The 24769-nt window shown below is 49.4% G+C and carries 25 protein-coding genes; 9 read left to right on the top strand and 16 right to left on the bottom strand.

The genetic code is table 11. The annotated features are described in order from the left end of the window. Positions 1-18 precede the first annotated feature (18 nt). Complete coding sequence (locus BN7444_RS03415; RefSeq protein WP_068455765.1) at positions 19-975, top strand: helix-turn-helix domain-containing protein; 957 nt, start codon at positions 19-21, stop codon at positions 973-975. Between the two features lie 178 nt (positions 976-1153). On the opposite strand, the gene BN7444_RS03420 is transcribed toward BN7444_RS03415, so the two are convergent. From BN7444_RS03420 to BN7444_RS03435, 4 genes are all read right to left on the bottom strand, one after another. After that, positions 1154-2104, bottom strand: a complete 951-nt coding sequence (locus BN7444_RS03420; RefSeq protein ID WP_068455768.1) for a glycine betaine ABC transporter substrate-binding protein — start codon at positions 2102-2104, stop codon at positions 1154-1156. 61 nt (positions 2105-2165) lie between these two features. After that, entirely contained in the window at positions 2166-2909 is a 744-nt protein-coding gene (locus BN7444_RS03425; protein ID WP_082941245.1) for an ABC transporter permease, read from the bottom strand. Next, the gene (locus BN7444_RS03430; RefSeq protein ID WP_068455771.1) at positions 2896-3846 is read right to left on the bottom strand and encodes an ABC transporter ATP-binding protein; all 951 of its coding nucleotides are present in this window, start codon (positions 3844-3846) and stop codon (positions 2896-2898) included. The genes BN7444_RS03425 and BN7444_RS03430 overlap by 14 nt, the downstream gene beginning before the upstream one ends. Next, entirely contained in the window at positions 3843-5024 is a 1182-nt protein-coding gene (locus BN7444_RS03435; RefSeq protein ID WP_068455774.1) for an ABC transporter permease, read from the bottom strand. Before BN7444_RS03435 ends, BN7444_RS03430 begins: the two co-directional genes overlap by 4 nt. A gap of 153 nt (positions 5025-5177) precedes the next feature. Here BN7444_RS03435 and BN7444_RS03440 point away from each other — a divergent pair, with 153 nt between their 5' ends. The 3 genes from BN7444_RS03440 (at position 5178) to BN7444_RS09095 (ending at position 9215) form a co-directional block, all read left to right on the top strand. Beyond that, entirely contained in the window at positions 5178-6446 is a 1269-nt protein-coding gene (locus tag BN7444_RS03440; RefSeq protein ID WP_068455777.1) for a rhodanese-like domain-containing protein, read from the top strand. Positions 6447-6460: 14 nt separating this feature from the next. Next, positions 6461-7648, top strand: a complete 1188-nt coding sequence (locus tag BN7444_RS03445; RefSeq protein WP_068458409.1) for a cobalamin-independent methionine synthase II family protein — start codon at positions 6461-6463, stop codon at positions 7646-7648. 140 nt (positions 7649-7788) lie between these two features. After that, a protein-coding gene (locus tag BN7444_RS09095) for an IS3 family transposase (protein ID WP_417875430.1) occupies positions 7789-9215 on the top strand; the annotation gives its coding sequence in 2 pieces (ribosomal slippage) (positions 7789-8359 and positions 8359-9215; 1428 coding nt in all). A 97-nt stretch (positions 9216-9312) separates the two neighbouring features. Here the strand turns inward: BN7444_RS09095 and BN7444_RS03460 are convergent. Further along, positions 9313-10101: a copper amine oxidase N-terminal domain-containing protein gene (locus BN7444_RS03460; protein ID WP_068455785.1), complete on the bottom strand. Its 789-nt coding sequence runs from the start codon at positions 10099-10101 to the stop codon at positions 9313-9315. 273 nt (positions 10102-10374) lie between these two features. On the opposite strand from BN7444_RS03460, the gene BN7444_RS09655 reads away from it, so the two are divergent. Then, a complete protein-coding gene (locus tag BN7444_RS09655; RefSeq protein ID WP_470381989.1) occupies positions 10375-10644 on the top strand; it encodes a transposase family protein in 270 nt (89 codons plus the stop codon). Here BN7444_RS09655 and BN7444_RS03465 read toward each other — a convergent pair. From BN7444_RS03465 to BN7444_RS03515, 10 genes are all read right to left on the bottom strand, one after another. Continuing rightward, positions 10608-11003: a hypothetical protein gene (locus BN7444_RS03465; protein ID WP_068455788.1), complete on the bottom strand. Its 396-nt coding sequence runs from the start codon at positions 11001-11003 to the stop codon at positions 10608-10610. The two genes, BN7444_RS09655 and BN7444_RS03465, sit on opposite strands and share 37 nt — an antisense overlap. 469 nt (positions 11004-11472) lie before the next feature. Then, positions 11473-12012, bottom strand: a complete 540-nt coding sequence (locus BN7444_RS03475) for an NYN domain-containing protein (protein ID WP_068455794.1) — start codon at positions 12010-12012, stop codon at positions 11473-11475. Beyond that, positions 11990-12733 carry a 23S rRNA (guanosine(2251)-2'-O)-methyltransferase RlmB gene (gene rlmB / locus BN7444_RS03480; protein ID WP_068455798.1) on the bottom strand — a complete coding sequence of 248 codons (744 nt, stop codon included), beginning with the start codon at positions 12731-12733 and terminating at the stop codon, positions 11990-11992. Before rlmB ends, BN7444_RS03475 begins: the two co-directional genes overlap by 23 nt. Next, positions 12718-13491 (bottom strand): FAD-dependent thymidylate synthase, encoded by a 774-nt coding sequence (thyX, locus tag BN7444_RS03485; protein ID WP_068455803.1) that lies wholly within the window; start codon positions 13489-13491, stop codon positions 12718-12720. Before thyX ends, rlmB begins: the two co-directional genes overlap by 16 nt. Continuing rightward, positions 13481-13909 (bottom strand): Mini-ribonuclease 3, encoded by a 429-nt coding sequence (locus BN7444_RS03490; RefSeq protein ID WP_068455806.1) that lies wholly within the window; start codon positions 13907-13909, stop codon positions 13481-13483. The genes thyX and BN7444_RS03490 overlap by 11 nt, the downstream gene beginning before the upstream one ends. Continuing rightward, on the bottom strand, positions 13894-15285 hold the full coding sequence (gene cysS / locus BN7444_RS03495) for a cysteine--tRNA ligase (protein ID WP_068455809.1): 1392 nt from the start codon (positions 15283-15285) through the stop codon (positions 13894-13896). The genes BN7444_RS03490 and cysS overlap by 16 nt, the downstream gene beginning before the upstream one ends. A 20-nt stretch (positions 15286-15305) precedes the next feature. Further along, positions 15306-16289, bottom strand: coding sequence for a hypothetical protein (locus BN7444_RS03500; RefSeq protein ID WP_068455812.1), 984 nt, complete (start codon positions 16287-16289; stop codon positions 15306-15308). Positions 16290-16452: 163 nt separating this feature from the next. Next, positions 16453-17778, bottom strand: a complete 1326-nt coding sequence (locus BN7444_RS03505) for a zinc ribbon domain-containing protein (protein WP_068455815.1) — start codon at positions 17776-17778, stop codon at positions 16453-16455. 162 nt (positions 17779-17940) lie between these two features. After that, entirely contained in the window at positions 17941-19659 is a 1719-nt protein-coding gene (locus BN7444_RS03510) for an S-layer homology domain-containing protein (protein ID WP_068455818.1), read from the bottom strand. Positions 19660-19815: 156 nt separating this feature from the next. Continuing rightward, positions 19816-20550 (bottom strand): SDR family NAD(P)-dependent oxidoreductase, encoded by a 735-nt coding sequence (locus BN7444_RS03515; protein ID WP_068455821.1) that lies wholly within the window; start codon positions 20548-20550, stop codon positions 19816-19818. 240 nt (positions 20551-20790) lie between these two features. Here BN7444_RS03515 and BN7444_RS03520 point away from each other — a divergent pair, with 240 nt between their 5' ends. From BN7444_RS03520 to BN7444_RS03535, 4 genes are read left to right on the top strand one after another with little or no spacing between them, the layout of a single operon-like run. Then, on the top strand, positions 20791-21342 hold the full coding sequence (locus tag BN7444_RS03520; RefSeq protein ID WP_068455824.1) for an ECF transporter S component: 552 nt from the start codon (positions 20791-20793) through the stop codon (positions 21340-21342). A gap of 3 nt (positions 21343-21345) precedes the next feature. Beyond that, the gene (locus tag BN7444_RS03525) at positions 21346-22755 is read left to right on the top strand and encodes an ABC transporter ATP-binding protein (protein ID WP_068455827.1); all 1410 of its coding nucleotides are present in this window, start codon (positions 21346-21348) and stop codon (positions 22753-22755) included. Beyond that, entirely contained in the window at positions 22748-23497 is a 750-nt protein-coding gene (locus BN7444_RS03530; protein WP_068455830.1) for an energy-coupling factor transporter transmembrane component T family protein, read from the top strand. Before BN7444_RS03525 ends, BN7444_RS03530 begins: the two co-directional genes overlap by 8 nt. After that, positions 23497-24234 carry a DUF169 domain-containing protein gene (locus BN7444_RS03535; protein WP_068455833.1) on the top strand — a complete coding sequence of 246 codons (738 nt, stop codon included), beginning with the start codon at positions 23497-23499 and terminating at the stop codon, positions 24232-24234. The genes BN7444_RS03530 and BN7444_RS03535 overlap by 1 nt, the downstream gene beginning before the upstream one ends. A gap of 116 nt (positions 24235-24350) precedes the next feature. Here the strand turns inward: BN7444_RS03535 and BN7444_RS03540 are convergent, their stop codons facing one another. Next, complete coding sequence (locus tag BN7444_RS03540) at positions 24351-24728, bottom strand: SdpI family protein (RefSeq protein ID WP_068455836.1); 378 nt, start codon at positions 24726-24728, stop codon at positions 24351-24353. Positions 24729-24769 lie beyond the last annotated feature (41 nt).

Consider the following 24769-nt stretch of genomic DNA (forward strand, 5'->3'; position numbering starts at 1 on the left):
AAAGAAAAGGAGCGCATCATGTTATTCTCTGAAAAACTCGTCTATCTGCGAAAAAAATCCGGCCTCACGCAGGAAGCCTTGGCCGAAGCCCTGGGCGTATCCCGCCAGTCCATATCGAAATGGGAAGGCGCCGGCGCCATCCCCGAAATGGCGAAGATCATCGAAATCAGCAAATACTTTCACGTGTCCACGGATTTCCTGCTCTTGGATTCCATGACCACGGCCGATGAGGCGACCGACCTTTCCACGGAAGAGACCCTCTCCTCGGTGACATTGGAAGATGCCGACGCCTACATGAACCATCTCGTCGCCCGGGCGCCGAGAGTCGCCCTCGCCGTGAGCCTCTTTATCCTCTCCGCCCTGCCCGTGGTCTTGAGCGGCATCAAGGACACGGACGGCACTTACGCCTTGGGCACCATAGGTACCCTCATCGTCGTGGCGGCAGGCGTCTTTCTCCTGGTCGGCGGCGCAAAAACGCCGGAAGATTTCCAACGCTTCGACGATCCCATCGACACGGCCTACGGCGTCGACGGTGCCATGAAAAAGCGAAGAGACGACTACGCTCCCCTTCACCGCCGCAATTTAGCCGCGGGGATCGTGCTCTGTATTCTATCCGCCGCTCCCTTGCTCATATCCTCCGCCACAAACGACGACGGTACCATCGCCCTGGGTCTCGCCGCGACTCTATGCATCGTGGCCTTCGGCGTCTATCTTATCCTGCGCACTGCCGTCATAGAGGAAGGCTTCGAAAAAATTTTGGAGCAGGGCGGCTTTACCCGCCGCAAGAAAATCGCCCGGCGACGCTACGCCCCCGCGGCCCGGGCCTATTACCTCTTGATCCTTATGATTTACCTGGGCGCATCGTTTTACACCGGCAAGTGGCAGTACACGTGGATTATTTGGCCCGCCGCCCTCTTCATCAAATTCGTCGCCGCAAGCCTGGCGGAGTCGCGGGATTTGTCTCGGGAAGAATAGAAATTCAAAAAATCTCGGTTTCCACCGGTTTTCCTCATGGTTAAAAAAAACATCCAATAAGGAGCATGCTCCTCGTTGGATGTTTTTTTAACCTATTCATTTCATTGAGCTCTCTATGCAAGAGGTTTTCAATCATAAAATCGGTGATCTTCGTCAATCTAAATTACTTTAAATTGAATTAATCTTCGAAGTAATTATTTTGTTCCAAATATTCTTTGGCGACATCTACTTCGGAAACGCCTTCTTCTTCAAATTTGGCGTTCAGAGTCGTTAAAGTATCTTTGTCTAAGCTGGCAAACATTTTGTCAAACATGTGCTCTAAGTCAGGATACTTTTCCAATACTTTAGCGCTAACAAGGGGTGCAGGGCTGTAGAAGGGAGATACGTGGTCCGGGTCGTCCAAAATGACAAAGTCAAATGCTTTTGTTAAGCCGTTGGTGGTAGAGGTGGTTACTACATTGATGCCGTCCGTACCTTGAGCTAATGCCGTTCTGGCATCGGCAATACCGGTAATGATGTCTTTTTCGGGAATGTCCAAGCCATAAGCTGCTTTCCAGCCCGGAAGGGTGGTCGGTGCCGAAGTATAGTATTCATATCCCGATTGGATCGCTAATTTAACGGGATTCCCTTGTTTAATATAATCACCTAGGTCTTTCAAGGATTTTACATTATTCTTTTCGGAGAATTCCTTCGTAACGCAGAGGGCGTCCGTATTGTTGGCCGGTGCGTAGGTTAACCAAATGATTCCGTTTTCTTTATCGGCTTCTTTTGTTGTTTCATAAGCTGTTTTTTCATCTTTTTGATACAGGGTTTGATCCACACCTTCAATGAACATCAAGCCGCGGCCGGTATAATCCAGCGTCATGTCCAGTTGATCTTCCATAATGGAGCCGCGCATTAAGCTGGTGTTGTTTACCAACTGACCAACCTTGGCGTCTACTTCATAACCGTTGTGTTCCAACATCTGCTGCATCATGGCGCCTAAAACGTAGCCTTCTTCGTCGTTTTGAGAACCAAAGCGAATGGGTTCGCCCGGATTCTTTACGTCTTTGCTTTCAGATTTGCAGCCGGTAAGGCTGAAGAGAGCCATGGCGAGAACCAATAGTAAAATATTAAATTTTTTCATCATATGTGACCTCCTTGATCGTAAATTTGCAACAAACGAATACCTGAAAATTTCAATGCATAGATCAACCTCCTACCTTTCGAACAGAAAGCATATCTTCAATGAATTTAAAGGTCTGATCAGATAAAAGGGCAAGCAAGCAAATTGGCAGGGTTCCGGCAAATATAGACACGAAGTCATAAGTTGTAAAGCCTGAGAAAATCATTTTTCCCAATCCGCCGGCACCTGCTTGATAAGCTAAGGTCGTCGAACTGATACAGATAACCAGAGAAACCCTTATGCCCGAAACGATGACCGGAAGTGCTGTGGGAATTTGAACTTTGAACAAGGTTTGAAGCGGGGACATGCCTATGCCCTCAGCCACTTCAATTACATTTTTATCTATAGATGAAATGCCGCTATAGGTTGAGCTGATAATGGGCAAGAGAGCTTGGCTGACGATGGCTATGATTCCCGGTATCTTCCCCGTACCAAAGATGTTCAAGCAGATCATGATGATTGCAATGGACGGAATGGAATACAAAATTGACGATATTCGATCCACGCGAATCTGAAAGCTTTTACCGTATTTGGTGAAGACGAATATTCCTATTAACACGCCTAAAAAAGTGGCAATCAGCGCACTTATCAGTGCGACGGAAATAAACTCATGAGTCAGGGCGGGCAAGTTGTTTTCCGCGTTCATGCCGTAATTGCTCGGATACCATTGATACAGCGTAAACCTAAATTTACTGTACTGTCCTACAAAGAGAACCAAAATACCGAGCAGTATGAATATCTTTATGAGTTGGCTTTTATTCTTTTTCATTCGTCTCACCTTGGAACATAGTAATTATGCTTTGCAGGTCTAAGGTCCCTACCGGCGTTCCTTGATCATCGACAACGCCGAGCTCTGTCGCGCCACACTTGATGAACATGTTAAGAGCATCTTTCATGGTTTCGGATGTTTTCACGTTGAGCTGAGAAGTTGTTTTCTTGTTCGGAGTGTAATGGTCTTTCACGAAATACTTAGCCAGTATATTTATAAACGAATCTTTTCCTAAAAATCCCTTTACAAATTCGCTGGTGCTGCTGATGATTTCATAAGGCGTGCCCAATGCTGCAATGGACCCTTCCTCCATAACCGCTATTCTGTCGGCTAATTTCACCGCCTCTACCAAGTCATGGGTGACGAAGACGATGGTCTTGTTTAACTGCTTTTGAATCTTTAACAACTCGTCTTGAAGATTGGAACGGGTGATGGGGTCCAGTGCGCCAAAAGGTTCGTCCATAAGAATAATGGATTGGTCCGCCGCCAATGCTCTCGCGACGCCGACCCTTTGAGCCTGACCGCCGGAAAGTTCATTGGGAAATTTGTTCAGGTAGATCTTCGGATCTAATCTGACCAGCTCCAACATTTCCAAAACACGATCGTTTATTGCCTTTTGATCCCATTTCAATAGCTTTGGAACGGTGGCAATATTCTGATAAACATTCATATTCGGAAAGAGGCCTGTGTTTTGAACGACATAGCCGATCTGCCTTCTTAAGGTCAACAAGTCGAATTCGGAGATGTCTTTTCCGAAAATACTGATGCTGCCTGAGTTGTGAGGAATTAACCCGTTGATCATTTTCATGATCGTCGACTTTCCGCCACCGGATTCCCCGAGAAGAACAAAGAATTCGCCTTCGGCAATATCTAAGCTGACATTATTTACGACAACTCTGTCACCAAACTTCTTTGTCACGTTTTCTAGACTGATCATACGGTCATCCTCCCTTTCCTTAATGTGTAGAGACTGATAAGGTCGATTAAAATATCAATTGTGATAGCCACCAGGACAATCAACAGCAAAATAGGCAGGGCGCCTAATAAGATTAAGTCAATGGCAAAGCCGCTAGAGCCTTGCAAAATAAAGACTCCCAGTCCACCAAAACCGACAAAAGCACCCAGTGTCGTCCCGGAAATGGTCACGATGCTCGCTACCTTTATGCTCGATAAGATGACGGGCAAAGCAAGGGGCAGCTCCACTTTCTTGAAGATGTCGCCTGTCGACATTCCCATGCCTTGTGCCACTTCAATGTATTTGCCCTCAATATTTTTAATCGAGCTAAATGTTCCGTTGACGATATGGAACAGCGAGTAAAACAGCAACCCGATAAAAACCGGCGTGGCTCCGATACCTGATATCCCGATTTTATTGGCAAAAGGAACGTTTCTGTTAATGAACGCAAGGGGAAACATGATGATAAACATGAAGGCAACCGACGGGATGGATTCGATGGTGCTTAGAAATGAACTGATTCCGTGTTCCCACTTCGAATTTTTAGTCATATACCAACCTAAGGGTATCCCGATTACAATCGAGGTAATCAAGACGGCGTAAACCATTCCCATATGCTTGAAGAACTCCGTCGAAAACTGCGTGCTTCTCGCTCTGTATTCTTTATAGATCGACAGTTGTTCGAGATTTCCGGTGAGCAGCAAGACGACGATCGATACGACCAGCGGTAAGTACAGGACAAACTTCATGTATTTGTTTTTAAAAGCGGATGCCGACTTTTCGATTAAAAGGTACATCTGTAGGATAAACAAATAGGCGCCGATACTTAAGGACACGCGTAAAGTGTTCGTCTGACCGGGAAAGTCCTTCGCGGTCTTATTGGCAAAGTAAAGCAATACGGCAATCGCTATGCCACATGAGAAGGCAAGCAATATTCGGTAAGTGTTTTTATTTGTTTTTCCTATTAAAAATACACACACTAAATTAACGGCCAAGAGGGCCAGCAGTATCCAAAAACAGCCTCCCATCCCGCCTATGGCGCTGATCCCGTGCTTTAAGTCAACTCTCGTCTTACTGTAAAACAAAAATTGATTCATAAAGAGCGTGGCAAATGCAACGATTAAAGCGAAATACGAGGCTATGTCTACTTCTCTTTTCATGTAAACCTCCGCAACCCTTAGATTTTTCCTTGCTTCAACTTTGATTATTCCTTATAATCTTAATCAGGATTATACCACACCCGAAACAGGTGGACTATGGTTTATTTCAATAGATTTATTATTGTATTGAAATAAACAATGATTGGAGGAACTATGAAAGAAATCAATGAAAGGGACCTTTTGTCAATGATGGATGAAGGACAGCCCGTCATTGTAGACACGCGAAGTACCGATGCGTTTATCGGCTGGTTGTCGGACGGAGCAAAGGTGAGGGGACATATTCCAAGCGCCATAAGCATATCCTATAAATGGTTCCATCACCTGGAGAAAAATGTCTTATCGAAAACAATGTCCGAGTTTAAGAAAAAAATGATGCTCGACCGCATTCATGAGGTTATACCTCGCGATAGGGAGGTTGTCCTTTACGACAATAACCGCACCGACCATCAACTGGTTCGCGATTATTTACAAAGCCTCGGTTACGAAAACCTCCTTTATTTTAACTTGGATAATTGGAGTTCCTCTTTGGAGTACTATCCTAATTTTTCAAATTTAGTACCCGCAACTTGGATAAAATCGTTGCTCGACGGAGAGAATCCCGAATTTTACGACGGCAAGGGCTTTAAAATATATGAGTGTTCCTGGGGTCCCGAGGATATCATTTTTTTAGGAAGCCATATTCCCACCTCCGTTCAAGTAAACTCCGATGAGTTTGAAGCGCCGCCTATTTGGGTCCGGCGATCCGACGAAGAGCTCTATCAATTTTTAGAAGCCAACGGAATCAGTTTTGACGAGACCATCGTTTTGTACTCAAACGGATCCGACGGTGCCGAATATAAAATGGCCTTTATTTTAAAATACCTGGGCCATAAAAAGGTAAAGGTCCTTAACGGCGGATTCCCCGCTTGGAGAATCATGGGCTATCCCGTCGAAAGAGGATCCGTTAAAAAGGAAGCGTTGGGCTACAAGCTATCCGATTCCGATCTCCCGCAAATTAATCCCGACTTTTTCATTGATACCGACGAGGCGATCGAGGTTCTTAAAAATCCCGATAAAGCAACATTGGTCGATGGCAGAACGTGGGAAGAGTACTCCGCTTTCACCAGCGGTTACAAGCATATTGAAGCCGTCGGAAGGATTCCCGGCGCCATTTGGGGCGGATCCTATAATGATTACAAGAACATCGACGATACTATCCGCAGCGAAGCGGAAATTGAATCGCTCATGAAGAAACACAATCTTGACCTCAACCATGTTTTGTATTACTTCTGCGGTTCCGCGGGATGGGGCGCCGCTCAAATTATGTATTACAGTGAGGTTTTCGGAAACGATAATATTAAAGTGTACGAGGGCGGATGGAGCGAATGGTCATCCTACCCGGATAACCCGACGGAAACTGAAATGCTTACGGAAAAACCGTAGGAAGGAGCATGAAAATGAAGAAAATTAATTTTAAACCTTATACCATTTCTCTCATCGGAAGCATGCCGAGAAGTCAGGAGATTATCGCTGCAAGAAATGATTTTACTCAAGGCAAAATGCCAAAAGATGAGTATGACAAAATTGTTTTTGAAGAGACCAAGAAAATTGTTGAACTTCAAGAGGAAAACGGCGTCGATATTATTACCTCCGGCGAAATTACGAGAGATAATTATATTTCCTTCATTGCCGATTATGTCGACGGGTTCACCAGTATGAAGAACACGGAAATTCTCGAATATACTTCCGAGGATCAACGGGAAAATCTTGAAGAAAGTATGATTCAGAGAAATACCGAAACCGCCAATCTTTCAAATCCCATTTGTACCGGCCGCATTGATACGTCCGCTACTTTCGAATATCCCACGATGCAACTATTGAGACAGTTGACGGATATGCCGATTAAGGCCACCCTCCCGAGTCCCTACTTGCTGACGAGAACTACTTGGTTAACCGGTCTTTCCGACAAATTTTATCCTTCTCGTGAAGCCTTGGGCGAAGATGTCGTAAAGCTTCTTTTAAATGAAGTGAAGCGACTGACCGATATGGGTGTTGAGGTAATTCAATTTGACGACCCGATCTTATCCGAAATCGTCATGGCAGACGACGAGGAAGAAACCTTCTTCTGCGGAAGACTCTCCGAAAGAATTCGGTACGACCACGAGCTTCTTTTCGCCATGAATCTCATCCAACCGGTCATCGAAGCCATTTCAGGCACGGGATCCTATAGTTGTCTCCACGTTTGCCGCGGCAATTACACCAAAAACGAAGACTCCCTTCTTTCCGGCTCCTACGCCAGCTTATCCGACTTTTTCTCCATCGTTAAGCCCGATATTCTTACATTGGAATTTTCGACACCTCGTGCCGGCAGCATCAATGATTTGTATATTAACGAATTTTTATCGTCGCAATCCATTCTCGGCTTGGGCGTAGTCAACCCGAAGACGGAATATGCCGAATCCACCGAGTCCATTATGGAACGTGTTCATGAAGCGCGAAAAATTCTGGAACCGGATAAAGTATGGCTCAACCCCGACTGCGGTTTTGCCACTTTCGAGCAAAGACCGATGAATACCTTACAGATCATTGCTCAAAAGATTAGAAATATGAAGGAAGCACAAAGACTCTTAAGAGAAGAAATGTAATTTCGCCTCAGCCCTTTGTTTCATATTGCCTATTTCTTGATGATCAATAAACCTAAGCATAAAAAAAAAAGACCTGTCGTGGAGTTTGCACTGACCCCCAAAAGTTGGACCAAAAAAATCCAACCTTTGGGGGTCTTTTAATGGCAAAATACAGTTATGAATTGAAGAGGAAAATTGTTGAGGAATATTTAAATGGACACGCAGGTCATAAAATCCTGGCTAAGAAATACCAAATCGGCGTCTCGCAAATTGAACGTTGGGTCAATAATTACAAACAATTTGGCGATGAAGGGTTAATGCGCTCTAGAAATAAACGTGAGTACAGTGTAGAGTTTAAGTTAGAAGCCATTACACGCTACGAAACGAGCGAATACAGCTACCAACAATTGGCCCTTGAACTCGGCTTAACGAATCCATCCATCATCGCCAACTGGCGCAGGCAGTACCGAGAGGAGGGCATAGAGGGGCTGCAACCACATAAGCGAGGGAGACCTGTGACAAAGAAAGACGACCTTAATCAAACATCAAAGTCTGCAACTAAGAAGGCGCCCCTTGATGCATCCTCGCGTGAGGCATTGGAAAAACGCATCAAAGAATTAGAGGCGGAGAACCGGAAACTCACCATTCAAAAGCTATACCTGGAGGAGCTAAGGAGTTTGGTGAGGGAAGAAAAAATGAGAAAAAGGCGAGGATCGTCGCCAAACTCCGAGAAAAATACCAACTAACCAAGATTCTTGCCGCCATCAACTTTCCCAAATCCACCTTCATGTATTGGCAAAAAAAGTGGAGCGAAGAAGATAAGGACCAAGCGTTAAAAGACGAAATCTTGGCCATTCGGCGCGAACACAAAGACTACGGCTACCGAAGGATCCATTTGGAGCTGAAGAACCGGGGCTGGGCGGTAAACAAAAAGAAAGTTCAACGACTGGTTCAGATCATGGGACTCCAAGTCCGTGCCTATGGCAGGAAATACAAGAAGTACAACTCCTACAAAGGCGTCGTCGGCAAAATTAAGAAGAACCGAATTAACCGACGCTTCAACACTTGTATCCCATATCAAAAAATTACCACCGACACCACAGAATTCAAATACTACGAAGAAGATCAAGCAGGGAAACTTCAAACAAAGAAACTCTACCTCGATCCGTACATGGACATGTACAATCTGGAAATCATCAGTTACGTCCTTTCCGATCAGCCCAACGGCGTCACCATGCTACGGGGCTTAGAAGAAGCCATCGAGCGAACCAACACCTGTCCCTACCGACGTACCTTCCACTCCGATCGCGGGTGGGGCTACCAAATGACCGCCTATCAAGCCATGTTAGAAGAACACCACATCTTCCAAAGCATGTCCAGAAAAGGAAACTGCTACGACAACGCACCCATGGAGAACTTCTTCAGCGTGCTGAAAAGAGAAATATACGACGGCTATGTTTACCGGAGCCGACAAGAACTCGTGCGGGCGATCGAACACTTCATCCGCTACTACAACAACGATCGAATCAAAGAAAAGTTAGGGGGCCTGAGTCCGAAACAATATCGCGAACGAATGCAATCCGCATAGAAGGAATGTTATGTAAAACAAAATCGAGCAAGCGAAATGCTTACTCGATTAAGTCCAACTTTATGGGGTCACTCTAGTTTCCACACAGGTCTTTTCTTTATTCGACGTGTTCCGAGGCTCTCACGGTTTTTAACACTTCGGCCAGGGCGGTTTTCGATTGTTCGTATTGTTGTTTTAAGTTTTCGTCGTCGACATTTTTCATGCCGGTGACATCGGCGTAGGTAAAGATCAAGTAACCGCCGGGCACGGGGCTTAACAGAAGCATGGGCTCTTTGGCTTCCGTGGGATCCGCCACTTTTACCATGGTGCCGATCAATCCCACGTGGTCGGTTTTTCTGTAATTGGCTTTGTCGTAGAAGCGGACTTCGCTGCGGTCGTCTTCGATTTCGTAGTAGTTTTTGTATTTTTCCGGAATCACGAAGGCGAAGCCTTCTTTCGTCGTAGTGGGTTCTTCGTTACTGAAGGGCATCTCTTCCGTGTAATCGCCCAGGCATGCCACACGTTTGTCTTCATCCCATGTGACTTTCATGCCGAAGCCTTCCGATACGTAACGCAGGGGCAGGTAAACTTCTCCGTCTTTTTCAAAGGGTGCCACGTCCATGGTGAATTTCGCCGCATCGGCGCGGTAGTCTATTTCGCCCACGGTCATGGTGATGCTGCGGTCTTTATCCTTCACGGTGATGGCCTTGCCGTCCACGGTAATGTCGAAGCCTTCTTTTTTCAACAGCTCAGCCGATGCAAAGGTGCGGTTGTCCTGAATAAAGGGGCCGTTTGCTTCCAGGGCTTTTCCCTTTAAGAAACAGTGTAGGCCTGCACCGGATCCTTCGGCGAATACCGAGCCGGGGATCAGGACGAGAGCCAAGAGTAAGACGGATAATTTTTTCATGACTGCCTCCTTTCGCCAACTAATTTGGCGTCGATCGCCTCGTTTATAGTGAAACGATCTATGTATTGCGATTAATTTGAGCATACTCTCCCTTCAACGGAAAAACAAGGCTTTTTAAAAAATAGTCGGGAAAATTTTTGCGGTACAAAAAAGGCTCTATAATATCCGTTGGGGAGTAACCTCCTCAACGGATGTTTTTGTGCAAAAAGATAGCACTTGTTTTCCCAATAGCCTAAAATTAAATCGCCACAACATAATAAAGGGGGGAAACAAGTGCTAAGTCATATTACCAGATTACTTTTAGGAATCCAAGATGTTGAGGTTACCGGTGTTTCAGAAGATAAACGCCGTATTGTTATTGATTGTACTCTACGCCATGATCGAGTATGTCCTCATTGCGGCTCATCCCATGCGTGGGTACATGATCACAGGGAGCAGGTGCTTCGGGATGCGCCGATGCAAAGTCTTTCATGTACTATCTCCTTATCATTCCATTTATCAATAGATTATCCCCAAAAGAGCCTTCCTAGAATATACATGTAAAAATACTTACTAAGCATTTTTAGCACATTTCCTCCTGAAAGACCATATTCAAGAGCGATAAGATAAAGATGTGGGGCGATCAACAAAAACAAAACAACGAGTATTCCAATGTCCTTGTCTACCAATAAAATGCCGTAGAAGATAAGGAGTAGAGACAGCCAGTATATAATGCCTGTCATAAACCACGAAAGAGCCACTGTATCTGAACCAAAAGGCGTTCTTACCGGTACATTACGAGGAGAACCTTCAATGCTTAGTGTCCAATACATTAAGACGAGGAGCACGACAAAGCCCAAGTAGAACAGAACCATTCGTTTATTGGGGCTTATATTTTGTTTACATTTTTTGATGAAGTTCATGGTACAACTCAACAACCGTTATTTCTATTTTCTCGTACAAAATATGCTCTTATCTTTCTGGCCATCCATTTTTTCATAGAATTCCTCCTTTAAATATTTCTCTATACTCTTTCTATTGTTTTTAGTGGCGTCAAACGCCCAAACTTGCTCCATCTTTTCTACGTCACCCTCTCTTATTGTTATTATAATAATATCTTCTATAAGGATAGTATTTATATAAGACTTACTTGTCAAGGTTTCTCTGCAATTATGTTGTTGTTTTTAGCTAGTTGATTCAAAAAAGTTTTATAATAGTATTTTTGGGTTGTTTTTGCTGTTTTGTAAGCGAATGGCAGGTGGCACATCGTCACGGATCCCTGGTACTGAATCAGATGCTGAAAGCAAAAAGAAGTCTAGTTTTCACTAGACTCCTCAACGGTTGACATAGAACCAAAAAAAAACGAAAGGGGCATTCCCTTCCGTTTCTCCTTTATTTTTCCAGACGCCGGCGCAAATCTTCCAGCTTTTTCTTGTTTTCTTCGTCCATGGCCAGGGCGTTGCCTTTTTTCGTGCGAATGCGATTGGCTTCTTTTCGCGTCACGGTTTTGGATCGGTTCACCAGCATCTCCAGCTCTCTGGAACTGATGCGCTTGCCCCCGCGAGCCAGGATGATCTGTTGCTCCACATAATCGCTGGTAGCCACGGTCACGTCCCGCACCCTGCCCATGGCGGCGATTTCGCTTTCGATGTAGCGGTCGGCGGTGACGGTTTCTTTCGTAAAGACCACGTCCATATGGGCCTTTTTCTCCACGGTGCCGCCGTGGCCCTTGACCCGATAGGCGTCGAAGACGAGGATGATGTAGAGGTGTTCCGTGGCGGCGTATTCTTCCAATATGTCCACCAAAAGCTCCCGCGCCTCTTCCAAGTGTTCGTCCACGAGGCCTTCGAAGACGGCCCAGGAGTTGATGATATTGTAGCCGTCGACAAAGAGGTAGCGTCCCCCTCGCCTATAGACTCTTTGCCTTGCCATGCCTTTGCCTTTGGATGTCGTAGAGGAAGATCGACGCCGCCACGGAGGCGTTCAGGGAGTCGAAGCCGCCTTCCATGGGGATGGAGAGGAGGCTGTCCACGTGTTCCTTGGTCTTTTGCGCCATGCCCTTGCCTTCGTTGCCGATGACGACGGCGACGGGCCCGGTGAGATCCGCCTCGTAAAGGGGAGCCTGTCCCCCGTCGGCGCCGTAGACCCAAATGTTTTTCGCCTTTAAATCGTCGATGGTGCGGTTCATATTGGTGACCTTGGCCACGATCATGTGATCCACCGCCCCGGCGGAGGTCTTATACACGGTGCCGTTCACGGCGGCGGCCCGATGCTTGGGGATGACGACGCCGTGGGCGCCCATGGCGTAGGCGGAGCGAATAATGGCGCCGAGATTGTGGGGATCTTCGATGCCGTCTAGGAGTACGATCAGGGGATCCTCGCTTTTTTCTTCCGCCAGGGCCAGCATGTCTTCCACGCTGCCGTAGGTGAAGTCGGAAATAAATGCCACGACGCCCTGATGGTTTTGGCCGCCCGTCATTTCGTCCAGGCGGGATTTTTCACGCTCTTGAATGTAGATGCCCAGTTCTTTGGCCCGGCCGCGAATTTTTTTCATGGAGCCGTCTTTGGCGCCCTTTTGAATGTAGACTTTATCGGGCATTTTGTCCAGGGCTTCCAATACGGGATTGCGCCCGTAGATCATGGTCGTTTCCATAGTTCCTCCTTGTAAAAGGCGCGGACTTCTTTTATTTTGCCGCAGGTCATGGCGCCTTCCGGGCAGGGGCCCGTGACGCAGGCGGGGCCCGCCTGTCTGAAGACTTCCGGCGCCACGGCGATGACTTCTTTTAACATGGCCAGGGCCATGTCGCGAATTTCCCACTGAGCCCGCTCGCAGAGGCGCATGGTGAAAAAGTGCATGAGGCTGCGGGCGTTCATGGTCACGACGATTTTCGTCTCACAGGCGTTGGGCAGCACGTAGCGGGCATCTTCGATGGCGCGCTTTTCCGCCATGCGGGCGGCCTTTTTCTCGTCCATGCCCGATTCCGTAAGCTCTTTCACATAGCCCGCCTTGAGCTCGTCGGCCAAATCTTCGTAGGCCTTGTGGGCATCTTCCATGCTTTGAATAAAGCGGGCCTTGGCGGCTTCGTCTTTTTCAATGGCTTTGGGGATGATGTACTCGAACTGATCCAAACGCACGTAGCGCTGGGATTGTTGGGAGTAGCTGGCCAGGCGGTGGCGCACCAATTGATGGGTCAAGACCCGGCTCACTCCTTCCACGGCAAAGGTGAAGCTGATGTGTTCCATAGGCGATTCGTGGCCCATGTCGGCGAGCATGGCGACGAAGCGGGCGACTTCCGCCTCGTCCAATTTCTTTTCGATGGCCTCCACGCCCACCGGCGAGTAGCAAAGCTTGGCCGCCTTGGCGATGGTGGCCGCCCCGTCGGGGGTGTATGCGATGAGTTTAACCTTCATTCTCCCAAATCCTCTCAATCTCGTTAAAATACTCCAACAGCCGCGCCGTGTTTCCCGAGCCGTAGAGATAGCCGATTAAGCACTCCAGCCCCGTGGCCTTACGGTAATCGACCATGGAGGCGTTTTTCGCCATGGTCTTCGGATGGGCGTTGCGCCCGCGGCGAAAGACAGCGGCTTCTTCTTCCGTAAAAAAATCCTGCAGGCTTTCGGCAAGGGCCGACTGGGCCGATGCCTTGGCCCGCTTCGCCGATGCCCGGTGCAGCCGCGCCACTTTTTCGTTTCGGTGCAGGATGCGGCTTCTGACGAAAAGCTCGTAAACGCAATCCCCTATGTACGCAAGAACGAGGGGATTTTGCCCCCTCGCCTCGGCTTCCGTCCACATGGGCGCGGAAAAATATCTTCTTAAATCCTCTTCCACAGAGTGCCCTCTCTCGTGTCTTCGATGGCGATGCCTTTTTCGAAGAGTTCGTCGCGAATGGCGTCGGCTCGGGCGAAGTCTTTGTTGGCGCGAGCGGCTTTTCGCTCTTCAAGCAAGGCTTCGATGGCGCTGTCTTCGTCGGCTTCTTCCCGGCGATAGAGAATGCCCAGAACCCCTGCCAGTTCCATAAAGGTGTCGTAGGCCTTTTGCAGGCTGTCTTTCTTCGCACCCTTGGCGATAAAGGAATTAATGTCCCGGGCCAGGGTAAAGAGGGCGCCGGTGGCACGGGCGGTGTTTAAGTCGTCGTCCATGGCATCCATAAACTCTTCTCTTTCCTTTTCCACGGCGGCATCGAATTCGGCGTCGCTGCCGGCTTCCAATTCGCCCTTCAGGAGCTGTTCCATGTGGTCCCGCACGCCGTAGAGGCGATCCAGACCCGCCTTGGTTTGTTCCATGGCGTCGTAGGAGTAGTTAATGGGGCTGCGGTAGTGGGCGCTTAAAAGGAAGAAGCGCAGCACTTCCAGGTCGAAGACATTGGCCACTTCGCGCACCGTAAAGAAATTGCCCAAAGACTTGCTCATCTTCGTGCCGTCCACGGTGATCATGCCGTTGTGGAGCCAGTAATTGGCAAAGGTCTTGCCCGTCAGGGTTTCCGATTGGGCGATTTCGTTTTCGTGGTGAGGGAATTGCAAATCTTCCCCTCCGGAGTGGATGTCGATGGTATCGCCCAGCAGGGTTTTTGCCATGACGGAGCATTCCAAGTGCCAGCCGGGACGGCCGTCGCCCCAGGGACTGGGCCAGAAGGGTTCTCCTTCTTTCTTGCCCTTCCAGAGGACGAAGTCGCCGGGATTTTTCTTTTCGCTGTTTACTTCGATGCGGGCGCCGCTTTGGAGCTCGTCGATGTTCTTGCCGGAAAGCTTGCCGTAGTCCTTGGCCTTGGTAATGTCGAAGTAGACGTCGCCGTTTAAGGGATAGGCCGCGCCTTTTTCCACCAGACCCGACACGAATTTCAACATGGGGTCGATAAATTCCGTAGCCCGGGGATTGGTGGTCTTGTAGGTGTAAAGGTTGAGCCCGTTGGCGTCTTGCATAAATTCGCCGATGTAGCGCTCGGCAATGGCGGAGACGGTGGTGTCTTCGTCCTTGGCGCGGTTAATGAGCTTGTCGTCGATATCCGTAAAGTTCACGACGAAGTCCACGTCGTAGCCTTTGTAAATAAAGTAGCGGCGCAAGGTGTCGAAGACCACCAAGGGGCGGGCGTTCCCCACGTGAATAAAGTTGTAGACCGTGGGCCCGCAATTGTACATGCGCACCTTTTTGTCTTCGATGGGCTTGAATTCCTCTTTTTGCCTCGTCATGGAATTAAATAATTTCACGATTGTCCCCTTTCTTCCCCTTAAATATCAAAATAATAGCTGTTTTCCAATTTGTCGTGAATGGCGGCTACAATATTGCCGAAATCTTCGTCTTGAATAAACAAAACGTCCATGTCCCGACTGTCCACTTCGTTGCGAATGCGATTCACATCGGCGGGGGCCACGGAGTTCAGATAGACGAGGACCAGATCCGCCTCATCCAAGGATGCTTCCAGGCTTTCAGGCGATCCGTCTTCCATCAGAACCGCATCGCTTCCCGCTTCTCTTAAGGCTTCCACCTGTTCCGCCACCACCGGGCCTCGGCCGAAGACGGCGAGGGCCAGTTGATTGAGAAATTCGTCGTCTTCCACTGCGGCACTGCCGAAGTCCGCGGTGAGCACATTTTCCCCGTCCATATTGTGGATCCAAATGACTCGGCCCCCTTCGGGATCCCGTTGCCAGTAGGCGTAGTCGATAATGTCGCCTTCATCCACATTTAAATTGCCCAAGCTCACGTCTTCCAAATTCACGCGGAGCGCGCCGTCGTCGCCTTCGCCTTCGATGTAGAGGCCGCTCAAATCGGGATCGTAGAGCACCCGCGCGTAAGCGATGGTGCGGCGTTCGCTTTCCGTCACTTCCGTGGCTTTTTCCAACAATTCGTAATTATAAATGTTTTTCAGGTGATTGTTGTTGTAAACCCGCTTCACCACCGTGGCCCGCACTTCGTCGCCTTCGCCGATGTTTTGCATGCGCAGCACTTTTTCCGGGATGAAGACATTGTCCTCGCCCAAGGTGCCGCCGCCCAGGCGCAGGTGCACGCGGCCCACATAGCCCTCGTCGTCATTGGCAGCTTGAGGGGCGCGGTCTTGAAAGCCCCCGTCGGTCTCGATGTCAAGCAAAAGCTCCATTAAATCGAAGAGCTTTTCCATGCGGCCCCGGCGCTCGAATAGATTGCCCGAGTCGATGCCGTCGATGCAGTTTTTCATTTCATTTTTAATTTCATTTACCATGTAATTTTTGTTCATTTGTTCTTTCTCCATTTCTAAATTTACTCTATCCATTTTATCATTAAAAGAGAGGGAACTCTATATCAATCCCCATATAAGCCGCCTTTTCTTCTTACCCGTAGGCGGTAAAAAACCGACCCTTTCGAGTCGGTTCATGTTCTGCAAATCTGCGGGAACGACCTTAACGATTTTCTTTAAAATACTTGGCCACGTATTCGTAGTATTCGCGGCCGCTTAAGGAATGTTCCTTCACGGCTTCATCGTCGTAATCGCCGTCATCCGAATCCACATCGTAGTCCGTGGCATCCCAATCCGTTTCATCGTCGTAGTCGTCGACGGAGGCATCTTCCCAACCGTAGTCGTCGGCTGCGTCCGCCTCGTCGGGCCCTTCGTCATCCGCGTAATCGTCCCCTTCATCGGGCATGACGATTTCGATCCATTTGTTCACATTCCCTAAATTGTCCTCGTCCATGGTCAGGGTCAACAAACCTTCGTCTTCGTCTAAATCGCAGGTGAGGCCCGTGAGGGCGTGAAGGGTGTCGAGGTCCACATAGACCTCGTCGTCTTTCGCCACCGGTTCCGTGTCGAAGTTGTAACCGAGGACGTCGTATTCGGTCTCCATGAGCAAAATCTTGTATTCGGGAACGTATTTGCAATCGTTGATTTCATAAATCTCGACGCCGTCGTCGTCGGTAATTTCCGCGTAGCCCTCCGTGGGATCGACGCCTTCATCGTCACCATAGGGCGACAGGTATTGGGCCTTCTCGGCAATGGCCATGGCGGGGAAGAGAAGCTTTCCGCCTTTTTCTACGGGCTCGATATCGGAGAGGATTTCCTCCCCTTCGAAGACGACGCGGTACTTACCGGAGGCGGATTCGGAATCCCCCGCCACTACCGCTTCGCCGAAGTCGTCGTCATAGACGCCGGCAATCAGTTCTTCCCGATAGACCACCAGCTCTTCCGCATAGCCCGTTACCGTATAGTCCTGCTGCTCCAATGTTTCCTGAGTGATATAGCCCAGAAGATAGCCGTCGCGCAAATAGCCCTTGTAGCCGTCGAGATAGACTTCCGTGGGAAAGACTTCCAGCACATGATACACGTCCTGATAGATATTGTAGGCCTGTTCGTGTTTGCCCAGGCGGTCGTAGGCGAGGCCCACGTACACTTTGTCCTTCTTTTCCACCGGCTTCAGGCGATTGAGCATGAGCACGCTGCGGTAGCGTTCCTGCTCGTACAAGTCCTTGGCCTTCATCTGCTTGAGCTGAAGAAACAAGACCGTCATGATCATGAGAAGCAAGACGCCGATGGCGACGACGGCGATTAAAATCTGCTTGCGCCATTTCGATTTCTCGGGCGCATCCCCCGGGGAAATCTGCATCTGTTGAACCGGGCCGTTCGCGGACACATGGTCCCCGTAATTCACAGGCGCCGCCTCCATGGGCTTGCCGCAACCTCTGCAAAACTTGGCCGACGATTCGTTTTCAGTACCGCAATACCTACACTTCATAATTCCTCCTAATGAACTGTAATAATATGTATGAAATCCTTTGCATTCATTATAGCCTGAGAAAATTTTTTCATCAAGACTTTGGGCCTTTTCCCGATCAAAACCATGGCAGAAAAAATCGAGCGAGCAAATGCCCACTCGATTCAATCAAATTGTATGGTTTTATTGGCGGCGTAAAATTTCGGGAATCTTGCCGTTGCCCTTGTTCTTGTCCGTATTGTAGCGGACGAATTCTTTGTTGAAGCGGCGGCCGATGGTGCGGTTCATTTCGCGGCAGTCGCCGACAAAGATGCCGTTTTTCAGCGTGGCGTGAACGTAAATGTCCCGCCCGTTGTTCTTGCCCATATACAGGCCCACGTGGTTGTAGCCTAAATAGAAATTGGGGCTGTAGTTAAAGATAATGTCGCCGGGCCATGCGTTGGCGAAGTTCGCCGGATAGCGCATGCCACCGAATTTGTAGGCGGCTTCGTATTGCACCCGAGGCAGCTCGTAGCCTTTATGCTTGTGAATGTTGGCGTCGTTGGGGCCCGGGATGTGAATGCCGAAGGCCTTGTGGGTGGCGTAAGTGAGACCGACGCAGTAGACGCCTCTGCCGCTGTTGAATTCAAAGCCGTACCAGCGGAAGGGCTGGCCTTCAAAGGCGGCGGCGTAGTTGGCCATTTCCTGTCCTCTGAAGCGAAGCTCTTGATTGGGGCCGGTGAGCCAGCCGTTTTCCAATTCCTTGGCCGAGGGGCCCGCCCAGTAAACTTTGCGGCCGTGTTGCCCGCCGGGGCGCTTGCCGATTTTAAGCTTGCCGTCTTGGCCGAACCAGTACACGCCTTCGCCGGTGGAGAACATGCCATTTCTGTACATGCGGTAATTGACCGGCGAGAAGTAATAGAGGCCGTCGCCCACTTTTTTCCAGCCGCGGACTTTTCCCTTTTCCCGGTCGATGTAGTAGGTCTTGTTGTCTCTGCGAATAAAGCCCGAGGTGAGGGCGTCATCTGCGCCGATGAGGTAGGCTTGATCGCCTATGGTGACGTAGCCGTCTTTAAAGCTGCTTCGACTGAAGCGGGCGCCGGTTTCTACATTGACGATGTAGTACTTGCCGTCTTCCTGAACGATTTTGCCCTTGGCCTGAGCCGCCGGTTGCGGTTGCGGCGTCGGTTGCGGTTGCGGCGCCGGCTTTTGCACTTTTGCCGGCGTTTCTCCCGTGGCCTTGAGAATCAGGGTCATGGCTTCGGCACGGGTGAGCTTACCTTGGGGCTTAAAGCTCTTGTCGTCGTAGCCGGAGATGACCTTGGCACGAGACAGATCGTCTACTGCCCACACGAAGCGCGGGGTAACCGCCCCTTTATCTGCATAAGGCAGAACTTCCGGACGACTGTTTCTTTTGATTTGCAGCTCCACCAGCCGTTGAACACCTTCGATGCCTTCTTCGTCCAATCCCGAGCGGGCTCCCATATTCCTGAGTATGGTACCCACATTTAAAAGGGTGGCCGCTTCTTCACGGGTAATGGGATCGTTGGGACGCAGATAGGGGCCGGAGAAGACGGGCTCCAAGAGCCGCGCCGCTTCGGCTTGGCGAATGGTTTCATCGGCCCATGCCGCCTGATTCACATCGCCGTAGGCCGACTCGCTCTTTGCCGGAACCTTGGAAAGGCCTGCCATGCGATGCACCATGGCGATGTATTCCGCCCGAGTCACCGCTTGGTTCGGGCGCAGGGTATTGTCTTCATAGCCTTTGATCCAGCCGAGCTCCGCGGCTTTGATCATGGTGCCTTCCGACCAGTGGCCGCCGATGTCTTTGTAGCTTGCGCCGAAAACCTGAGCCCCCGCCGTCAAGGTCATGACCAGGGCCAGGACCAGCACCGTCCACTGTCTCTTCACGAATTTTTTCATCATAACCTCCTTCAAGTGATACTTGATTGGATTATATCATTAAATAATAAAATATACGTTTGTTTTTTATAAATCCTACACTTTATAGTCATTGTCGTGAAAAACGCCCGATTTTTTCCGCAAAAAAAGCTCCCGCAGGAGCTCTTTTCATTTCTATCAGACGAGCATGCCGCCGTCTACATTTAAAACGGTGCCGGAAATATAAGAGGCGGCGTCGCTGGCCAAAAAGGCGTAGGCCTTGGCGATGTCTTCCGGCTCGCCGATGCGGCGCATGGGAATATTAGCCACGATGGGCTCGATCATTTCCTTGGGCACATTGCGCATCATGTCCGTATTGGTGACCCCCGGCGCCACGGCGTTGACGCGAATGCCGTCGGGACCCAGTTCGCGGGCCAGAGAGATGGTCATGCCGTTGACGGCGAATTTACTGGTGGGATAGCCCACGCCGATGGGTTGACCGTATTTGCTTACCATGGAGCTGGTGGAGATAATGGCGCCGCCCCCTTGCTTCTTCATGTGGGGGATCGCCGCCAAAATGGCGTTAAAGACGCCCTTGACGTTTAAATTCATGATCTTGTCGAATTTTTCCGCCGTGTAATCGTAGACGGACACGTCGTCGGCAATGCCGGCATTGTTGGCCAACACGTCGATGCGGCCGTATTTTTCCACGATGCGGTCCATTTCCGCCTTCACCGCATCCCCGTCCAAGAGATCGGGACATGCCCCTTCCACTTCGCCTTTGCCTTCAAAGGACTTCATGGCGGCATCCACCGTCTCTTGGCGGGAGCCGAAGAAAATCACCTTCGCCCCTTGAGCCAAAAATTCCTCTACAATGGCGTGCCCGATGCCACGAGTGCCCCCGGTAACCACACATACTTTATCTTTTAACATATTGTCCTCCTTGATTTGTTGTTTCCCTTTCTTTATACCTGAAATTGAATATCTTTAAACGCGGTTTTACTACCTATGATTCGGACGGTTCCTCTCACAACAAATCCTCGAGACATTGAAAAGTTTTTGCATGTTATTATTGCTTTTTTCTATCCTTTTTTGTGTTTTTTTTAATTTCCTATGTTGCGTTTTCGTCTAATTTCCTGTGTTATACTTTTGGTAAATTAAGGAGGTATATATATGAAAAAACCATTGAAGCTCATGGAAATTGTCGTCATGGCCATGATCGCCGTCGTCATGGGCATCGTCTTTACGGGCGTGGATGCCATTTATACGCCGATAACCACGGCACTGGGCCCCATCGGCGGCGCTTTGCTTTACGGCGTCTATTTAATTTCGGCACTGATCCCCATGGCCATTATCAGAAAACCCGGTGCTGCAATTATCGGTTCTTTATTCACGGGTATCGTCAATTTGTTAATGGGCAGCCCTTACGGCATTAACATCATCGTCGCCTCCCTTCTTCAAGGGGTCGGCGTGGAGTTGGCCGTAGCTATTTGGAAGTACAATCGCTTTAATCTCGTTGCCCTGGGCCTCGGCGGCATTTTCGCCACCATCCTCGTCACGATCCGCGACTGGTTCGTCTTCGGTCTGTCCGAAATGGGCTCCATGCTTCCCGCCATTCTCATCGTCCGCGTGCTCTCCGCCTTCTTTATCGGCGGCGGCCTGGCTCTGTTGATCGCCACGGCACTGAGAAAAACCGGCGTATTAAAATCCTTAGACAAAGCGTAATTTATGATCAGCGTAAAAAATTTATCACTGACTTTAGAAGAAAAAGAAGTTTTCAGCGGAATCAGTTTCGACGTTTCCGCCGAAAGCTTCTTTCTTATAAAGGGAAGGAGCGGATCGGGAAAGTCCCTCATCCTTCAGGCATTGGCGGGCATGATTCCCGAAGTAGTGAAAGGCGAAGTCTCGGGCTCTGTTTCCATCGGGGATAAAAATCCCGTGGATGAAGGGGTCGTGGGCATGTCCGGCGACGTGGGCTATATGATGCAGGATGCCGACAGTCAGCTCTGCACCTTCAGCGTCAAAGACGAAATTTTATTCGGCATGGAAAATTTAAATCTGCCGAAAGAAGAAATGACCACCCGCATGAACGACGTCCTTCGGCTCTTCCAAATCGAAGATTTGCGCCACCGTTCCATTTCCGAACTCTCCGGCGGGCAAAAGCAAAAGGTCTGCTTCGCCGCCCTTTACGCCATGAATCCGCAGGTCTTTCTCCTGGACGAACCCACGGCCAATTTGGATCCGGACAGCGCCAGGGAAATTATCGCCATTGCAAAAATGCTCGTTCGCGAAGAGGGTAAAACCGTCCTTATCGTGGAGCACAATCACGGCTACATTAAAGACGATGTGGACGGCCTTTACGACTTAGATAATCGGCACCTCGTCACCGACGGCGTCGCCGAATACATCGAATCATATATTCACAACTACGAACTTCCTCCCATCGACTTTCCTCCGGGAGAAAAAGTGATTCTTTCGGGAAAAAATATTTCCTTCAGCTACGGGGATCTCAACGTATTAAAGGACATCTCTCTGGATTTAAGAGAGGGCGAGATCTTGGCCATCGCCGGGAAAAGCGGCAGCGGCAAATCCACCTTGGCCAATCTCCTCTCGGGGCTGGTGCGAGCGCCGGCAAAGGCCATCGAAATCGACGGCAAAGATCTGTCGAAGCTCAATACCATGGCCATGGGGGAAACCGTGGGCCTGGTCTTTCAAAATCCCGAGCACCAGTTTATTAAATATACCGTCTGGGACGAATTGGCCCTGGGGCTGGTGACCCGTCACTACGACAGCGACGCCATTACCGAGCATGTGGAAGCGTCCCTTGTCGCCTTTCGTCTGGTGGAGAAAAAAGACGCCAATCCCTACGAGCTGTCTCAAGGGGAAAAGCGCAAGCTATCTACGGCGTCCATGTTGATCACCGGTCAGAAGGTTCTGATTCTCGACGAACCTACCTACGGCCAGGACCGGGAGAATTTGATCCACCTTCTGGAGCTTTTATACAAAGTGGCGCGCGAAAAGGTCGGCATTATTTTAATCTCCCACGATCCGGAACTGGTTACCCGCTGCTGCCACCGGGCATTGTGGATGACGGACGGCAGATTGGTGCCCTATGAAAGAGGTGAGGCTCATGGATAATATCGACAGCGGTTTTAAACCGATCAATCCCCTGTCCCTGATTATCGCCATGATTTTGCTGACGATTCATGTCTCTTTGGACAAGAATCCCTACTATCCCCTCGCGATGATTGTCTGGTCCTTTGTCCTCAGCCGTTGGGTCACGGATTACACCCCTCTGCAATTTCTATATAAATTGCGGGTACCCGTCGTCGTCGGCGTCTTCTATGCCGGCTTTATTCTCCTGGGCAAGCACATGGCCCGCGCCCCCGTGGATTACCTCTACACCATTTCCTTGGGTCTGCGCTTTATCGCTATCGCCTCTCTGTCCTTTATCTTTATTAAGACCATCAATCCGAAGCTTTTGGTCATGTCATTCATTAAATACTTTAAAATGACCGATGCCATGGGCTTCGCCTTTCTGTCCGCCTACCGCTTTTTTCCCTCTTTTAAAGAGGAATTGCAACAGATTAAATTTTCACACGCCGTTCGCGGCATTGGAGCAAGCGGCCCCTTTGCCCCGATCATCAACATGAAGAATTACACCATCCCGATTTTAGTTACCGCCATTCGCCGGGGAATCCGCATCTCCGTGGCCATGGAAAATCGGGGATTCGGAAAGTTCGAAACGAGAACCTATTACGACGAATTGACCATGAGCCCTTGGGATAAGAAATTGCTTTTGACGAATGTCCTCGTCATTAGCGGCGGTTTTTTCCTCCTCATGGCCTTCGGTCTCATCAGAATTAAAGGAGGGTACTGATGCCTGTCTACAAACAAAACCTCAATTTGAAAGACGCTACATGGAAAGAACGAAACGAAGACAACGCCCGTCGCCTGACAGAAATGCTGGAGTTAGAAAGACGCCCGGTGGGCATTGAATTTTACTACACGGAAGAAGAATTCAACCAATCTTCTTTGCCCGCCTGCGACTACAAAATGGCCTACTGCGTTTTCGTCGAAAAAGCGTCCCGTACGGGTCTTGCCGTGAAAACCTCTTTCGAAAATTACTACTGCGACGGCGGCACCACCGCCTTGGGATTGGAACAGCCGTCACAAGACATTCGCTCCGGCCGCATCTACCACTCCTACGGCCTCTATAAGACCAAGGGCATTGCCCAAAAGGTTTGGAACAATGTTACCGCCTTTCCCGCTGCCGGCATAAAAATCTACGGCATCGGCATCGCGCCACTGGATGCCTTCGATTCCGAGCCGGACATTTGCATCGTCATCGGCAAGCCCTTTTCCATTATGCGCATCACCCAAGGCTCCCTTTACGAAAACGGCGAGCGCCTGAACATGAACATCGCCGCCATGCAAGGAGTTTGCTCCGAAATTACGGCGACACCCTATTTAACCGGCAAAATAAATATTTCCCTCCTCTGTCCTTCCACTCGCACCTTATCCAAGTGGAAACCGGAGGAAATGATGGCGGGCATTCCCATGGACAAAATGGATACGCTCCTGGAAGGCATCGCCGAAGTGAAGAAAGTCAAATAATTTTCCCCTATAGAAAAGAGCCTCTGAATGTAGAGGCTCTTTTTCATTAGAAAGATATTTAGTTTTCTCCAATTTTCATTCATGACGCAACGCTTCACCTTCCCTTGTCCAAAGGATCAATCATCTCGCCTCTGTCCCTTTTCGTCGAAGGTGCGGCGCAGGTCGATTTCCGTGGCGGCCACGGAGGCCAAGAGAAAGGCGGTTTCAAAGGCGGTATAGAAGCCCAACACATCGGCAAAGGCCGGCCGGCGAAGGGCGAAAAATAACACAATCAGGGTAATCAGGGCGAGGAGGCGACCCCATTTCCGCCACCGCTCGGCGCAGGCGGTCTGGGCGTAGTCCCAGGTAGCCTGATTAATCATGGACATGGCGGTGCGGTAGCCGTAGGCCGCGTTAATGGTTTTCGGCGGATGATCCATCATAAGGCGGCCGAAAAAGATCATGATTCCGGGAATGAGTAATACGGCGAACGCCATAAAGACTTTAAACCCCATAAGCTCTCCTTTCTCTTGAAATGCTTTTTCTAAAGCCATTT

Origin of the sequence: Peptoniphilus pacaensis, from assembly GCF_900088125.1 — a bacterium.
Taxonomy (GTDB): Bacteria; Bacillota; Clostridia; order Tissierellales; family Peptoniphilaceae; genus Aedoeadaptatus; species Aedoeadaptatus pacaensis.

What these genes read in the sequence shown, in the direction of transcription:
- BN7444_RS03535 (WP_068455833.1), top strand. Translation starts at nt 23,497, where the DNA reads ATGCCTGTCTACAAACAAAACCTCAATTTGAAAGACGCTACATGGAAA.
- BN7444_RS03510 (WP_068455818.1), bottom strand. Translation starts at nt 19,659, where the DNA reads ATGAAAAAATTCGTGAAGAGACAGTGGACGGTGCTGGTCCTGGCCCTG.
- BN7444_RS03420 (WP_068455768.1), bottom strand. Translation starts at nt 2,104, where the DNA reads ATGATGAAAAAATTTAATATTTTACTATTGGTTCTCGCCATGGCTCTC.
- BN7444_RS03465 (WP_068455788.1), bottom strand. Translation starts at nt 11,003, where the DNA reads ATGAACTTCATCAAAAAATGTAAACAAAATATAAGCCCCAATAAACGA.
- BN7444_RS03520 (WP_068455824.1), top strand. Translation starts at nt 20,791, where the DNA reads ATGAAAAAACCATTGAAGCTCATGGAAATTGTCGTCATGGCCATGATC.
- BN7444_RS03540 (WP_068455836.1), bottom strand. Translation starts at nt 24,728, where the DNA reads ATGGGGTTTAAAGTCTTTATGGCGTTCGCCGTATTACTCATTCCCGGA.
- BN7444_RS03525 (WP_068455827.1), top strand. Translation starts at nt 21,346, where the DNA reads ATGATCAGCGTAAAAAATTTATCACTGACTTTAGAAGAAAAAGAAGTT.
- BN7444_RS03475 (WP_068455794.1), bottom strand. Translation starts at nt 12,012, where the DNA reads ATGGCAAGGCAAAGAGTCTATAGGCGAGGGGGACGCTACCTCTTTGTC.
- BN7444_RS03430 (WP_068455771.1), bottom strand. Translation starts at nt 3,846, where the DNA reads ATGATCAGTCTAGAAAACGTGACAAAGAAGTTTGGTGACAGAGTTGTC.
- thyX (WP_068455803.1), bottom strand. Translation starts at nt 13,491, where the DNA reads ATGAAGGTTAAACTCATCGCATACACCCCCGACGGGGCGGCCACCATC.
- BN7444_RS03500 (WP_068455812.1), bottom strand. Translation starts at nt 16,289, where the DNA reads ATGAACAAAAATTACATGGTAAATGAAATTAAAAATGAAATGAAAAAC.
- BN7444_RS03515 (WP_068455821.1), bottom strand. Translation starts at nt 20,550, where the DNA reads ATGTTAAAAGATAAAGTATGTGTGGTTACCGGGGGCACTCGTGGCATC.
- BN7444_RS03440 (WP_068455777.1), top strand. Translation starts at nt 5,178, where the DNA reads ATGAAAGAAATCAATGAAAGGGACCTTTTGTCAATGATGGATGAAGGA.
- BN7444_RS03415 (WP_068455765.1), top strand. Translation starts at nt 19, where the DNA reads ATGTTATTCTCTGAAAAACTCGTCTATCTGCGAAAAAAATCCGGCCTC.
- BN7444_RS03505 (WP_068455815.1), bottom strand. Translation starts at nt 17,778, where the DNA reads ATGAAGTGTAGGTATTGCGGTACTGAAAACGAATCGTCGGCCAAGTTT.
- BN7444_RS03460 (WP_068455785.1), bottom strand. Translation starts at nt 10,101, where the DNA reads ATGAAAAAATTATCCGTCTTACTCTTGGCTCTCGTCCTGATCCCCGGC.
- BN7444_RS03530 (WP_068455830.1), top strand. Translation starts at nt 22,748, where the DNA reads ATGGATAATATCGACAGCGGTTTTAAACCGATCAATCCCCTGTCCCTG.
- BN7444_RS03445 (WP_068458409.1), top strand. Translation starts at nt 6,461, where the DNA reads ATGAAGAAAATTAATTTTAAACCTTATACCATTTCTCTCATCGGAAGC.
- BN7444_RS03435 (WP_068455774.1), bottom strand. Translation starts at nt 5,024, where the DNA reads ATGAAAAGAGAAGTAGACATAGCCTCGTATTTCGCTTTAATCGTTGCA.
- BN7444_RS03425 (WP_082941245.1), bottom strand. Translation starts at nt 2,909, where the DNA reads ATGAAAAAGAATAAAAGCCAACTCATAAAGATATTCATACTGCTCGGT.
- rlmB (WP_068455798.1), bottom strand. Translation starts at nt 12,733, where the DNA reads ATGGAAACGACCATGATCTACGGGCGCAATCCCGTATTGGAAGCCCTG.